This is a genomic window from Pantoea sp. X-Soil-YNGN-785, assembly GCF_059730585.1.
On sequence record NZ_AP035942.1, the window covers coordinates 3,375,881 to 3,389,423 of the forward strand.

Consider the following 13,543-nt stretch of genomic DNA (forward strand, 5'->3'; position numbering starts at 1 on the left):
TGTTTTTATTGATCTGTTTTTGCTGTGCTGCGTTCACGACGAGCCGGATAAGGCTCGCCGCGCGGCATCCATGCAGGATAGTTCGGCGAATGACTCGCCGGTCAGATTTTTCCGTTTTTTTCGCGTTCTGCGACTTCGGCATTGAGCTCTTCCAGCTTCGCCGCCATCAGTTCGCGGCAGTGAGTTGCCAGCTTACGCACCGACGAAGACTCGAATGCTTTTACATCAACCGGCGGCAGCATCTCAACAATGACCAGACCGTTGTTCCAGCGATTGAGATCGATCTTGCCATGGGTATTGGAGACCACAATCGGAATGATCGGCACGCCCGCCGCCACGGCAGCGTGGAAGGCACCGGTTTTAAACGGCAGCAGGCCACGGCCACGGCTGCGCGTCCCTTCCGGGAACATCCAGATAGAGATGCGCTTGCGGTTAAACTGATCCACCAGCTCACCGATGGTGCCGCGCGCTTTCGCCCGGTCATCGCGGTCAATCAGCAGGTTGCCGGTCAGCCAGTAGAGCAGGCCAAAAAACGGCACCCACAGCAGGCTCTTCTTGCCCACGGTGACCGTATAGGGCTGCACCATTTTGGCCGCGGTGACCATGTCGTAGTTGTTCTGATGGTTGGCGATATAGATCGCATTGCCATAATTCTCAGCGCCTTCAGGTCTGCGCAGATCGACTTTAAGACCAAATACCGTCGACAATTTGCCGAACAGATGGCCAAAAGTGGCGACGTGGCGCGGATCGCGAGGTGAAAAAAGACACCAGATACAGCCAAAGATACAGATCAGGATCGAATAAATGATGACGATAATAGCACGCAGAATCAGTAACATAGTTCCCTCATTGAGCCACGGCTGACGCAGGGTCAGCCGGGTAGTTTACGCTTCGCTATCCGGGCTCGCCGGACGTGCAGGCGCATCCAGTTCAACACGATCAATTTTTTGCAGGCCGCGCGGTAACAGCGTGCCGCGACGTCCGCGATCGGCGCGGAATTTCTGTAGCTCTTCACTGCGCAGCAGCATTTTACGCTTGCCCACGTGCAGTGTGATCGCGCTGCCCGGCGGCAGAATCATCAGCCAGGCCAGTTTGTCCTGACCGGCGGCGGCTTCTGCTGACGGGATGGAGATGATTTTGTTGCCTTTGCCTTTCGACATCTGCGGCAGTTCGCCAACCGGGAACATCAGCATGCGTCCCGCCTGGGTAATCGCCAGCAGCATGTCATCTTCATGATGCACCGCCATTGGCGTCATCACGCGGGCATTGTCGGGCAGCGTCAGCAGCGCTTTACCGGCGCGGTTGCGCGATATCAGATCGCTAAAGGTACAGATAAAGCCGTAGCCCGCATCAGACGCCATCAGCAGACGCTGGTCATCTGGCTCCATCAGCACCTGTTCAACCACCGCACCCGGCGGTGGCGTCAGCTTACCGGTCAGCGGCTCGCCCTGTCCGCGCGCAGAAGGCAGCGATGTCGGATCCAGCGTATAGCTGCGGCCCGTGGAGTCGATAAAGGCCACCGGCTGATTGCTCTTGCCGCGTGCGGCAGCCAGATAGCTGTCGCCCGCTTTGTAGCTCAGTCCGGCGGGATCGATATCGTGGCCTTTAGCGCTGCGCACCCAGCCCATCTGCGACAGCACAATGGTGACCGGTTCAGACGGCACCAGCTCGGTTTCGCTCAGGGCTTTGGCTTCTTCACGCTCACAGAGCGGCGAACGACGCTCGTCGCCGTAGCTGGCGCTGTCAGCCTGTAACTCTTTTTTCAGCAGGGTATTCATCTTGCGTTCAGACGCCAGCGTCGCCTGCAGCTGATCGCGCTCTTTTTCCAGATCCGCCTGCTCGCCACGGATCTTCATCTCTTCCAGTTTTGCCAGGTGGCGCAACTTCAGTTCAAGGATCGATTCGGCCTGCGTTTCACTGATGCCAAAACGCGACATCAGGACCGGCTTCGGCTCATCCTCAGTACGGATGATCTCGATCACTTCATCGATGTTCAGGAATGCGACCAGCAAACCTTCCAGGATATGCAGGCGGCGCAGCACGCGATCCAGTCGGTAGTTCAGACGACGTTTAACCGTGTCGCGGCGGAACACCAGCCATTCGGTCAGGATCTCATGCAGGTTTTTCACCGCCGGGCGGTTATCCAGGCCGATCATATTGAGGTTAACGCGGTAACTCTTCTCCAGATCGGTGGTGGCGAACAGATGGTTCATCACCTGATCGAGATCGACGCGGTTAGAGCGCGGCACGATCACCAGACGCGTCGGGTTCTCATGATCCGACTCATCACGCAGATCCTCCACCATCGGCAGCTTTTTGTTGCGCATCTGGTTAGCAATCTGCTCCAGCACGCGCGCGCCTGATACCTGATGCGGCAGCGCGGTGATAACCACCTCGCCCTCTTCTTTCTTCCATACCGCACGCTGGCGGATGGAGCCGCGCCCGGTCTGATAAATTTTGCGGATTTCGTCACGCGGCGTAATGATCTCAGCCTCGGTCGGGTAATCAGGCCCCTGAACAATATCCAGCAGCTGTTCCAGCGTGGTTTTCGGGGCGTCAATCAGCGCAATGGCAGCCTGAGCGACTTCGCGCAGATTGTGCGGCGGAATATCGGTCGCCATACCTACGGCAATACCGGTGGTGCCATTGAGCAGAATATTGGGCAGACGCGCTGGCAGAATTTTCGGCTCCTGCAGCGTGCCGTCAAAATTTGGCTGATATTCTACCGTTCCCTGGCCTAACTCACCTAACAACAGCTCGGCATATTTTGACAGGCGTGATTCGGTGTAACGCATAGCTGCAAACGACTTAGGATCATCCGGCGCACCCCAGTTACCCTGACCGTCAACCAGCGGATAACGATAGGAGAACGGCTGCGCCATCAATACCATTGCTTCATAGCAGGCGCTGTCGCCGTGCGGATGGTATTTACCCAGCACGTCACCCACGGTACGCGCCGATTTTTTAAATTTGGCGCTGGCATTGAGGCCCAGTTCCGACATGGCGTAGATAATGCGTCGCTGTACAGGCTTCAGCCCGTCGCCGATATAAGGCAACGCGCGGTCCATGATGACGTACATCGAATATTTTAAATACGCATCTTCGGTAAAGGTATGCAGGGCAAGACGCTCTGCACCATCCTGCGTCAGTTCACTCATGAATTTTTCATCCTCACATCGTGACCCACAACGGCGGGACACCCGGCGGTGGTTTGGCGAGGATAGTACCTTATTCCCTGGTGTTAGTCACAGGGGAAGCACGGGACAAGAGGCGTCCCGCCGGGCGATTTCATGTGCCGGAGGCACGCCGGATTCAGACCGGCAAGTCCCTGACCTCTCTGCGGAAGTGAATCAGGGCTTTGCCCCTATCCACTGCCGGGCAATATCGCGATATTCACCGGTGGCGGTGCTGAGATGCACCCACTGATCGACATAGAGCTTCCAGCTGATGTCGTCACGCGGGATCATGTAAGCCTTCTCGCCATACTGCAGCGGTTTATCAGGATTGATCGCGCACAGCGTCGGGTAATGCTGCTGCTGAAAACGCGCTTCAGAGGCATCGGTGATCATCACATCCGCCTTGTTATCGACCAGCTGCTGAAAGATGGTGACGTTATCGTGGAATAGCGTCAGTGAGGCTTCTGGCAGATGGCTGTGGACAAAGGCTTCGTTGGTGCCGCCAGCCGGTTCAATCAGCCGCACATCAGGCCGGTTGAGCTGTTCGATGGTCTGGAAGCGCTCTTTATCACTGCAGCGCACCAGCGGGATTTTGCCATCCACGTCCAGCGGCTGCGCGAACTAGGCGGTCTGCTGGCGTTTCAGCGTGACGGAGACGCCGCCAACGGCGATGTCACACTGCTTTGCCAGAAAGTCTGGCATCAGGTTTTTCCAGCTGGTCTGTACCCACTCCACCTTCGCACCAAGCGACATCGCCAGCGCGTTCGCCATGCTGATATCCAGCCCTTCATACTGACCATCGGGTCGCAGATAGCTGTAGGGTTTGTAATCGCCGGTGGTGCAGACTTTGAGCGTCTTAGAACTGAGAACGGTGTCGAGATGAGACTGCGCGTGGACAGCACCGCTGGCCAGCAGCAAAGCGAGGATTAATTTTTTCATTCTGATTATTTTCTATGATTTTTTATGGTGAGTTTGCCCACCGATGGTGCCATAAACCGGCGTATTGTTGCTGCTACAGCAAAAGTGTTGTGATCAACCTCGCATTTTTCTGCGGCTGCGGCGCGCGTAAGCTGAGCGCCATATTCAGGAAACGAGGCAACCTATTCATGAGCAGGATTTTAATTATCGATGGCGGCAAAACTTTTGCCCACTCTAAAGGCGAACTGAACCACACGCTGACCGATGTTGCGGCCAGCCAGCTGCGTGACATGGGACATGAGGTGTCAGTCACCGTAGCTGACAGCGATTACGTGATCGCCGATGAAGTGCAGAAATATGTCGACAGCGATGTGGTGATTTATCAGATGCCGGGCTGGTGGATGGGCGAGCCCTGGACGGTGAAGCGTTACATCGATGAAGTCTTTACTGAAGGCCACGGTTCGCTCTATGCCAGCGATGGCCGTACCCGTTCCGATGCAGCAAAAAAATATGGTTCCGGCGGTCTGCTGCAGGGCAAAAAATATATGCTGTCGCTCACCTGGAATGCGCCGCTGCAGGCCTTTACCGACCCGGAGCAGTTCTTTGAAGGCGTCGGCGTCGATGGTCTCTATCTGCACTTCCACAAGGCCAACCAGTTCCTGGGAATGGACGCGCTGCCGACCTTTATCTGCAACGACGTGATTAAAGCGCCGGACGTGCCACGCGATATTGCCGCTTATCGGACCCATCTTAGCCGCGTTTTTGCGTAAGATGGTAAGGGGCTATCCCCTATTTTCCCACGAAAGAGGAATTCGCGAATGTTAACAGTCGTTGCTGAAATTTGTGTTAAACCCGGTCGCCGTCAGGCTGTGCTGGATGCAGTGAAAAAGCTGATCCCGCAGGTCTTAGAAGAAGATGGCTGCCATCAGTATGACGCGCTGCTGGATCACCAGGCGCAGGTGCCATGGAAGCAGAACTCGCCAGACTCTATTTTCATGCTGGAGCAGTGGGAAACGCTGCGCCATCTTGAGCAGCATCAGCAGATGCCGCACATGGATGCGCATCGCGCCATCATTAAAGATGATGTGGTGGATGTGAAGATTCTGGTGCTGGAACCGAGTGCCTGACTAATAAGCTGATTGCTAATGCTCCTGTATTCGTGCCGGAGGCTGCTGGCAAACTCAAAGCTGAGTGGCTCTGGCAGCAACGCATTAGCTCAACCCGAAGGGAAAACGGTCAGAAGAGGAAAGCGTCCCGCGTCAGGGACAAAAACGCCGGGAGCGTTTTTGAAAAACGCAAAGCGTTGGCCCGACAAGGGCGCACCTCAGGGATGAGGTGCGTAATCGCGCGGGTAGAGCGACCAGGGACTGGCTTGAGCGTCTTTCCGATCTGTCCATATTCCCTGAGCGGGCACAATCAGAAAGCAAAACCGGCCAGACTTTGTTACCCACCTTAAACCTCTGCTCTGCGTCAGAGATTTTTTCTTTCTGACAGACCGGTTTAAAGCATCTGACGCCGATCAATCTCGGTGCGGAGAAAATCGAGAAAACAGCCGATACGCGACGAGAGCGTGGTATTACGGTAATAAACCGCATGCACCGGCAACCGCAAATCGCGGGTTTCCGCGGTAAGAACCGGCACCAGTCGGCCAGCGGCACAATCTTCCCGGCTGACAAAGTCGGAGAGCCGTGCGATACCCTGTCCTGCCAGCGCCAGCTGCCGGATGGTTTCACCGCTGGAGGCTGCGAGTGTCGGCTTGACGCGCATAAAATCACCATCGGGCTGCCAGATCGGCCAGACGTTGAGGGTGTCAGGATAACTGAAGCCGATAGTCTGATGCTGCGCGAGATCGGCAACACTCTGTGGCGTGCCCGCTTTCGCCAGATAGGCCGGACTGGCCATCAGCCGGATTGCACTACTGCCAAGCAGCCGGGCGCGCAGCGTGGAGTCGCGCAATTCCCCGATACGAATGGCAATGTCGGTCTGCTGCTCCAGCAGATCGATCATAATATCGTCGGTATTCAGCTCAAGCTGGATCAGCGGATAGCGAGCGCGAAAATCCTCTACCAGTGGCACAATCACATGCAGCATAAAGGGCGTGGCAGCGTTCACCCGCAGCCGTCCTGACGGCATCTCGCGCCGCAGGGCAATCTGCTCTTCCGCCTGCTCAACCGAGGCCAGGATCTGGCGCGCATGCTCCAGAAAGACCTGTCCCTCTTCGGTCAGTGCCAGCCGTCGGGTAGTCCGATGTAACAGGGTGGTCTGCAGCTTACTCTCCAGCCGCGACAACGCCCGGCTAATGCCCGAACTGGTCTGCGCCAGCTGGGTTGCCGCCGCCGTAATGGAACCGCTGTCCACCACCGCCACCCAGGCGCGTAGCTCTTCCAGGGTAATTTTCACAAGGGTTACTGTCTCTGCTCTGAATCTGCCGGGTTCTCTGAGGATGTGCGGGCTGAAGCACAAAGAGAACAGGACGCTTTCGCGTCCTGTTTTTTACACTTCAATATCGGCCAAATCGCCTTTTTCCTGCAACCAGTTACGCCGGTCTTCGGAACGTTTTTTCGCGAGCAGCATATCCATCATGCGCAGCGTCTGGTCAACATCCTCTTCACTGATCGTCAGCTGGACCAGACGGCGGGTATTGGGATCCAGCGTCGTTTCGCGCAGCTGCAGCGGGTTCATCTCGCCCAGCCCTTTAAAGCGCTGAACGTTCGGTTTGCCCTTCTTACGTTTCAGCTGCTCCAGCACGCCCTCTTTCTCATCTTCGTCCAGCGCGTAGTAGACCTCTTTACCGAGATCGATACGGTAGAGTGGCGGCATGGCGACGTAAACGTGGCCATTTCTGACCAGTGAGCGGAAATGTTTCACGAACAGCGCACAGAGCAGCGTAGCAATGTGCAGACCATCGGAGTCCGCATCCGCCAGAATGCAGATCTTGCCATAGCGCAGCTGCGACAGATCTTCGCTGTCAGGATCGATGCCGATCGCCACGGAAATATCATGCACTTCCTGCGACGCCAGCACCTCATCGGAAGAGACTTCCCAGGTGTTCAGGATCTTGCCTTTCAGCGGCATAATCGCCTGATATTCACGATCGCGCGCCTGTTTGGCCGAGCCACCTGCCGAGTCCCCTTCGACCAGGAACAGTTCTGTTTTATTCAGATCCTGCGCGGTGCAGTCCGCCAGTTTGCCCGGCAGCGCCGGTCCGCTGGTGAGCTTTTTACGCACCACTTTTTTGGCTGCCCGCATACGCCGCTGGGCGCTGGAGATCGCCAGCTCAGCCAGCATTTCCGCCGTCTGAATATTCTGGTTCAGCCACAGGCTGAAGGCATCTTTTACGACGCCAGAGACAAAGGCAGCACACTGACGGGAAGAGAGACGCTCTTTGGTCTGTCCGGCGAATTGCGGATCCTGCATCTTCACCGACAGCACATAGGCGCAGCGATCCCAGATATCTTCCGCTGAGAGCTTCACGCCACGCGGCAGAATGTTGCGGTATTCGCAGAATTCACGCATCGCATCCAGCAGCCCCTGACGCAGGCCGTTGACGTGCGTCCCGCCCTGCATGGTCGGAATCAGGTTAACGTAGCTTTCCGTTAACAGCTCGCCGCCTTCCGGCAGCCACAACAGCGCCCAGTCCACCGCTTCCACATCACCGGCAAAGCTGCCGACAAAGGGTTTTTCCGGCAGCGTCGGCAGGCCATTCACCGCTTCACACAGGTAGTCGGTCAGACCATCTTCGTAGCACCAGCGCTGCTCGGTATTGTTCAGCTTGTCTTTAAAGACAATCTCAACGCCAGGGCAGAGCACCGCTTTGGCTTTCAGCAGATGGGAAAGACGCGATACCGAGAAACGCGGGCTGTCGAAGAAGCTTTCATCAGGCCAGAAATGGACGCGCGTGCCGGTATTACGTTTCGCCACCGTGCCGGTGACGGTGAGATCCTGCACTTTGTCGCCATTTTCAAACGCCATGTCATAGATTTCGCCATTACGGCGCACCGTGACTTCAACACGTTTTGACAGGGCATTAACCACAGAAATGCCGACGCCGTGCAGGCCGCCCGAGAACTGATAGTTTTTGTTGGAGAACTTGCCACCCGCATGCAGACGACACAGGATCAGCTCGACAGCGGGCACGCCCTCTTCCGGGTGGATGTCCACCGGCATGCCGCGACCATCATCAATCACTTCCAGCGACTGATCAGCGTGCAGAATCACTTCAACCCGCTTCGCATGGCCGCCCAGCGCCTCATCGACGCTGTTATCAATCACTTCCTGACCCAAATGGTTGGGACGCGTCGTATCGGTGTACATGCCCGGACGACGGCGAACAGGCTCAAGGCCAGTCAGGACCTCAATGGCATCCGCGTTATAGTTAGATTGACTCATCGTAAATGTCTGATTAGAAGGGTGAAATGGGGTGCGATTTCCGCATTACTCAGGGATGATTCAGACCGAGAAAGTCCAGAATCTGCGGGAAATGGCGCTCGAATCCAGTAAATGCATGATTACCGCCCTCTTCTACCGTATGACGGCACGCGCTGTAATAGTCGAGCGCCTGGCGGTAATCGAGAACTTCATCGCCGGTCTGTTGCAGCAGCCAGAGTAAATCGGGCGCTTCCAGCGGTTCAATCTGCATTACTTTGAGATCGTAAATGTGGCGTGACTCTAACACATATTGCTGGCCGGTGTAGGGATTCTGATTTTCGCCCAGGAAATCCGCCAGCAGCTCAAAAGGTCGCACCGCAGGATTAACGACCACGGCAGGCAGCATAAAGCATTGCGACAGCCAGGTGGCGTAATAACCGCCCAGCGAGGAGCCCACCAGCCCCAGCGTTTCGCCACTACGGCTTAGTACCAGATCTTCCAGCATGGCCGCGGCATCGGCCGGAAAAGTCGGCAACTGAGGCACGATCATCTCGATCCCGGGATGCTGCGTCTCTAACCATTGCCGGAACTGTGTTGCCTTCGCCGACTGCGGCGAGCTGTTAAAACCGTGCAGATAAAGCAATGCCGCCACGCGTCAGTATCCTTCTGAGTCTAAATCGGGACGAAAAGCGTCGGTGTCGAGCCGGTTGACCTCGGTCTCAAGGCCGCCATCCGGATGCAGGGTAAACCAGCGCCAGCCCGGTGCCACCGTGTCAATCGTAAAGCTGGTGCAGTGCGGTTTGAACTGGACGCAGGTTGACGGCGTCGCCAGCACGCGGCGACCGTGCCACTCCAGATCCAGCTCCTGATGAATATGACCACAGACCAGCGTCCGGGCTAAGGGATAGCGCTGTAACACCGCATCGAGCTGATGGGAATTACGCAGGCTGTGCTGATCGAGCCAGGTACAGCCCGAGGCCAGCGGATGGTGATGCAGCAGGACCAGCGTATGATGTTGCGGAAAGCGGGACAGTGCGTTGTCGAGCCACTCCAGCTGATAGTCGCTCAGCATCCCATGCGGGACACCGTAAACCTGGCTGTCGAGCAACACAATCTGCCACTGCTCACCCACCAGCACCTGCTTGTGGGCATTGATGTGCGCTGCCGCCAGCGTGTCGACCATCGCGGGCTGAAAGTCGTGATTACCGGGCAGCCAGACACAGGGGCGCGGTAAACGTGCGATACCCTCAGCAAAATGCTGATAGGCTTCGACAGAGTGATCCTGGGCGAGATCGCCGGTGGCGATGATCAGGTCATAGTCGCGCTGTTGCGCAATAATCGCATCCAGCACCGCGTCATAACTCGACCAGGTGTTCACGCCAAGCAGCGATTCATGTTTTCCCGCGAACAGGTGAGTATCCGTGATTTGCAAAATCCTGATTTCGGAACCGTTCGCTGCAGGAAGAGTTAGCAGGCTATCCAAAGCGTTTCCTTCGTCTCCACGCCATTTACTGCATTATACGCATCAGCAGACCGGAACTGCCATTGCGCCATGCGCCAGGCAGTAGCGCAGCCAGTCTGCAAGAAACTGGTTTATCTGATGCTTTTCATCGCGCTGATGCAATTTTTTATTAGGATAATCATAGCGCGCTTTGAAGCGATAGATCTGTTGAGTTGAACACACTTCGGCGACCATCGCATCGTGATAGAGCCGGACCGACATTGAGGGCAGGCTCCAGTAACTCACGGCAGGCGCGACCTGGCGGATCTCCACCAGCGTGGTGTAGCGCGTCGACTCCTGAATCGTCAGCTGATAACGGGCGCCACTCACCTGATAAATCACCGATTCGCCCGCCTCATCGTTGCGCGGCAGCAGGCGGCGTAACTGGGCGAAGTTGGTTTCGCAGAGCCGCATCATTTCGGGAAAGTCAGGGGTATAGCGCTGTTTCATTTTTGTATCCACTCTTCGCGTAGTTTTTCATGGTGCAACGCCAGCCATTGCAGGGCGATGACAGACGCCGCATTATCGATTATCCCCTCTTCCACCCAGCGATAAGCCTGTTCGCGGCTCACCACATGCACAAGAATATCCTCATTCTCTTCCTCCAGACCATGGCATCCCTCTGCCTGGCTGGCATCCACTTCCCCAATCAGCACCGACAGACGTTCGCTGGTGCCACCAGGGCTGGCCAGATAGCTAAGCACAGGCTTAACCCGGCCAACGTCTAAACCTGCTTCTTCAACGGCTTCACGGCGCGCAACCTGCTCAACCGATTCGCCGGGTTCAATAATGCCGGCGACCATCTCCAGCAGCCAGGGTGAAGCACTGCTGTCATAAGCCGGGATGCGGATCTGTTCAATCAGCACCACTTCATCGCGTAAGGGATCATAAGGTAGCAGCACGGCGGCATGTCCGCGCTCAAAAACTTCACGCTGCACTTCCCCACTCATTTCGCCATTAAACTGGCGGTGGCGGAAGCGGTAACGTTCGACGGAAAAAAAACCATCATAGACGGTTTCGCGTGCAATAATTTCTACATCGTTTTTTGTGAAAGTCACAGGGGATTTTTTTTCTTCCGGCATCATCAGGTTCCTTGTGCAGATTGGAGTGGAGCGAAAAAAGCCTGTAACTGTGCTCCATGTAAGTAGTTCTTTCTGAATTATTTACGTAAATTAGGGGGAGAAGGCACGTTCAGCCAACTTATCTCACAGTTGCCCTCTGCTAGAATCGGCGATAATTTTTTGGCTTACCCGGCAGCGCACCCACTGCAATTTGCTGCAACAAAAGGAATGCAAATGAAAAAACTGCTCCCATTTTTTATTGGGCTGAGCCTGGGCGGTTTCAGCTTCGCCAGCCAGGCAGAAGACCTGCTTCAGGTTTATCAACAAGCGCGTCTGAGCAACCCGGATCTGCGCAGTGCCGCTGCCGATCGCGATTCTGCTTTTGAGAAAATCAACGAAGCGCGCAGCCCCCTATTACCCCAGCTCGGCCTGGGTGCAGACTACACCTATAACAACGGCTATCGCGACAGCAGCGGTCTTCATTCCAACACGACCAGCGGCTCGCTGCAATTAACCCAGACTATTTTCGACATGTCGAAATGGCGCGCGCTGACCCTGCAGGAAAAAGCAGCCGGTATTCAGGATGTCACCTATCAGGTCGCACAGCAGGATCTGATACTGAACACCGCGACCGCCTACTTCAACGTGCTGAAAGCGATTGATACTCTTTCTTACACCGAAGCGCAGAAACAGTCGATCTATCGCGAGCTGGATCAGACCACGCAGCGCTTTAACGTTGGCCTGGTTGCCATCACTGACGTGCAGAACGCCCGCGCGCAATATGACAGCGTACTGGCCAACGAAGTCACCGCGCGTAACAACCTTGATAATAACGTAGAAACGCTGCGTCAGATCACCGGCATGGATTACATGTCGCTGGCTTCGCTGAGCATCGATCGCTTCAGAACCGATAAACCTGAAGCGGTCAGTGCGCTGCTTAAGCAGGCTGAAAGCCGTAACCTGTCGCTGCTCTCTGCCCGTCTGAATCAGGATTTAGCCCGTGAGCAGATTCGCTCTGCAGAAACAGGTCATATGCCGACGCTGGATCTGACCGCCTCTACCGGCATGTCGAACAGCAAATATGGCGGCAGCCGTGCGAATCAGAGTGCCGGTTCTACTGACTCGATTACCGGTTCAAATCAGGTTGGCCTGAGCTTCTCTCTGCCACTCTATAGCGGCGGTAGCGTCACCTCTCAGGTGAAGCAGGCGCAGTACAGCTTCGTCAGCGCCAGCGAATCGCTGGAAAGCGCGCACCGCTCAGCCGTCCAGACGGTACGTTCATCGTTTAACAACGTGAATGCGTCTATCAGCAGCATCAACGCCTACAAACAGGCCGTCGTTTCTGCACAAAGCTCTCTGGATGCGTCAGAAGCAGGCTATCAGGTGGGTACGCGTACTATCGTCGATGTGCTCGATGCGACTACCGTGCTCTATAACGCGAAGCAGCAGCTTTCCGATGCGCGCTATAGCTACCTGATTAACCAGCTGAATATCAGCTATGCGCTGGGTACGCTCAATGAGCAGAGCCTGCAGAAACTGAACAGTCAGTTGGGTAAAGAGATCCCGACGTCACCGGAAACCGTGGCACCGGAAAATGCCCAGCAGACCGCACGTGTGGATAGCGGTCCGGCGGCAACCGGCTCTTCTGAGGCAGCGCGTCCTGCAGCTCGCCACAGCAGCGGTAATCCTTTCGGTAATTAATCTGCGGGCGGGCTGCTTTGCGGCCCGCCTCTCTGTTGAACGTATAACTAAGTAAAGATCCCTGTTGTATCAGGCCTCCAGCTTCAATTTTACCCCCCCATCCCCTATTCTATGCGCTACCTTTGGGCACAGGATAATCATAATGAAACGCACAAAATCTATTCGCTATGCCGCTTTTCGTAAGAGCTGGCAGGCACGCCATTTAACGCCCGTTGCTATCGCCGTTTCGGCGGTATTTATGCTGGCTGGCTGTGAACAGAACGATGAAACGGTTTCGATGTACCAGAACGCCGATGACTGTTCGAAAGCCAATCCGGGCCAGAGTGCGCAATGTACCACCGCATTCAATGAGGCTAAAAAAGAGGCGGAACGCACCGCGCCAAAATATGCCACCCGTGAAGATTGTGTCGCTGAATTTGGCGAAAACCAGTGTCAGCAGACACCGGCTCAGGCAGGTGTAGGCACCACCAATGCGGAATCACAGCAGAGCGGCGGAAGCTTCTGGATGCCACTGATGGCGGGTTACATGATGGGCCGCATGATGGGCGGTGGTTCAGGCTTTGCGCAGCAACCGCTGTTCTCGCCGAAAAATGCCCGTAGCCCGGCCAATGGTCAGTTTGTTGATGCATCGGGCCGTAACTACGGCGCAGCTACCTCCGGCAAAACCATGACCGTGCCGAAAACGGCGCTGGCACCAAAACCGGCCACCACGTCGACCATTACCCGTGGTGGCTTCGGTGAAACCGTCGCGAAGCAGAACAGCATGCAGCGCAGCAGCGCCACCGGCACCTCCAGCCGCTCAATGGGAGGCTAACGCC

12 protein-coding genes and 1 pseudogene are annotated in these 13,543 nt (G+C 56.0%); 4 read left to right on the forward strand and 9 right to left on the reverse strand.

What is annotated here, in order from left to right:
• Positions 1–101 precede the first annotated feature (101 nt).
• The 3 genes and pseudogenes from AC6I8E_RS15645 to AC6I8E_RS15655 all read right to left on the reverse strand — a co-directional run bounded on the left by AC6I8E_RS15645 (position 102) and on the right by AC6I8E_RS15655 (position 4,115).
• Complete coding sequence (locus tag AC6I8E_RS15645) at positions 102–839, reverse strand: 1-acylglycerol-3-phosphate O-acyltransferase (protein ID WP_013359046.1); 738 nt, start codon at positions 837–839, stop codon at positions 102–104.
• 45 nt (positions 840–884) lie between these two features.
• On the reverse strand, positions 885–3,158 hold the full coding sequence (gene parC / locus AC6I8E_RS15650) for a DNA topoisomerase IV subunit A (RefSeq protein ID WP_013359047.1): 2,274 nt from the start codon (positions 3,156–3,158) through the stop codon (positions 885–887).
• Positions 3,159–3,350: 192 nt separating this feature from the next.
• Positions 3,351–4,115: pseudogene (locus AC6I8E_RS15655) on the reverse strand (transporter substrate-binding domain-containing protein).
• Positions 4,116–4,282: 167 nt separating this feature from the next.
• Here AC6I8E_RS15655 and AC6I8E_RS15660 point away from each other — a divergent pair.
• Together AC6I8E_RS15660 and AC6I8E_RS15665 are read left to right on the forward strand one after the other, a co-directional pair.
• Positions 4,283–4,864, forward strand: coding sequence for an NAD(P)H-dependent oxidoreductase (locus tag AC6I8E_RS15660; protein ID WP_013359049.1), 582 nt, complete (start codon positions 4,283–4,285; stop codon positions 4,862–4,864).
• Between the two features lie 48 nt (positions 4,865–4,912).
• Positions 4,913–5,221, forward strand: coding sequence for a putative quinol monooxygenase (locus tag AC6I8E_RS15665; RefSeq protein ID WP_013359050.1), 309 nt, complete (start codon positions 4,913–4,915; stop codon positions 5,219–5,221).
• Positions 5,222–5,594: 373 nt separating this feature from the next.
• Here AC6I8E_RS15665 and AC6I8E_RS15670 read toward each other — a convergent pair whose 3' ends face one another.
• The 6 genes from AC6I8E_RS15670 to nudF all read right to left on the reverse strand — a co-directional run bounded on the left by AC6I8E_RS15670 (position 5,595) and on the right by nudF (position 11,045).
• Positions 5,595–6,494, reverse strand: a complete 900-nt coding sequence (locus AC6I8E_RS15670) for a LysR substrate-binding domain-containing protein (RefSeq protein ID WP_107320108.1) — start codon at positions 6,492–6,494, stop codon at positions 5,595–5,597.
• Positions 6,495–6,587: 93 nt separating this feature from the next.
• Positions 6,588–8,483 (reverse strand): DNA topoisomerase IV subunit B, encoded by a 1,896-nt coding sequence (gene parE, locus AC6I8E_RS15675; RefSeq protein ID WP_033784060.1) that lies wholly within the window; start codon positions 8,481–8,483, stop codon positions 6,588–6,590.
• 49 nt (positions 8,484–8,532) lie between these two features.
• Positions 8,533–9,114 (reverse strand): esterase YqiA, encoded by a 582-nt coding sequence (gene yqiA, locus AC6I8E_RS15680; RefSeq protein ID WP_013359053.1) that lies wholly within the window; start codon positions 9,112–9,114, stop codon positions 8,533–8,535.
• Positions 9,115–9,117: 3 nt separating this feature from the next.
• Complete coding sequence (gene cpdA, locus AC6I8E_RS15685) at positions 9,118–9,945, reverse strand: 3',5'-cyclic-AMP phosphodiesterase (protein WP_497824211.1); 828 nt, start codon at positions 9,943–9,945, stop codon at positions 9,118–9,120.
• Between the two features lie 42 nt (positions 9,946–9,987).
• Complete coding sequence (locus tag AC6I8E_RS15690) at positions 9,988–10,413, reverse strand: DUF1249 family protein (protein ID WP_008925735.1); 426 nt, start codon at positions 10,411–10,413, stop codon at positions 9,988–9,990.
• A complete protein-coding gene (gene nudF, locus AC6I8E_RS15695; RefSeq protein WP_033734725.1) occupies positions 10,410–11,045 on the reverse strand; it encodes an ADP-ribose diphosphatase in 636 nt (211 codons plus the stop codon). Before nudF ends, AC6I8E_RS15690 begins: the two co-directional genes overlap by 4 nt.
• 213 nt (positions 11,046–11,258) lie before the next feature.
• Between nudF and tolC the strand changes: the two genes are divergently transcribed.
• Positions 11,259–12,725: an outer membrane channel protein TolC gene (gene tolC / locus AC6I8E_RS15700; protein ID WP_278497716.1), complete on the forward strand. Its 1,467-nt coding sequence runs from the start codon at positions 11,259–11,261 to the stop codon at positions 12,723–12,725.
• Between the two features lie 142 nt (positions 12,726–12,867).
• Positions 12,868–13,539: a DUF1190 family protein gene (locus AC6I8E_RS15705; RefSeq protein WP_033733914.1), complete on the forward strand. Its 672-nt coding sequence runs from the start codon at positions 12,868–12,870 to the stop codon at positions 13,537–13,539.
• Positions 13,540–13,543 lie beyond the last annotated feature (4 nt).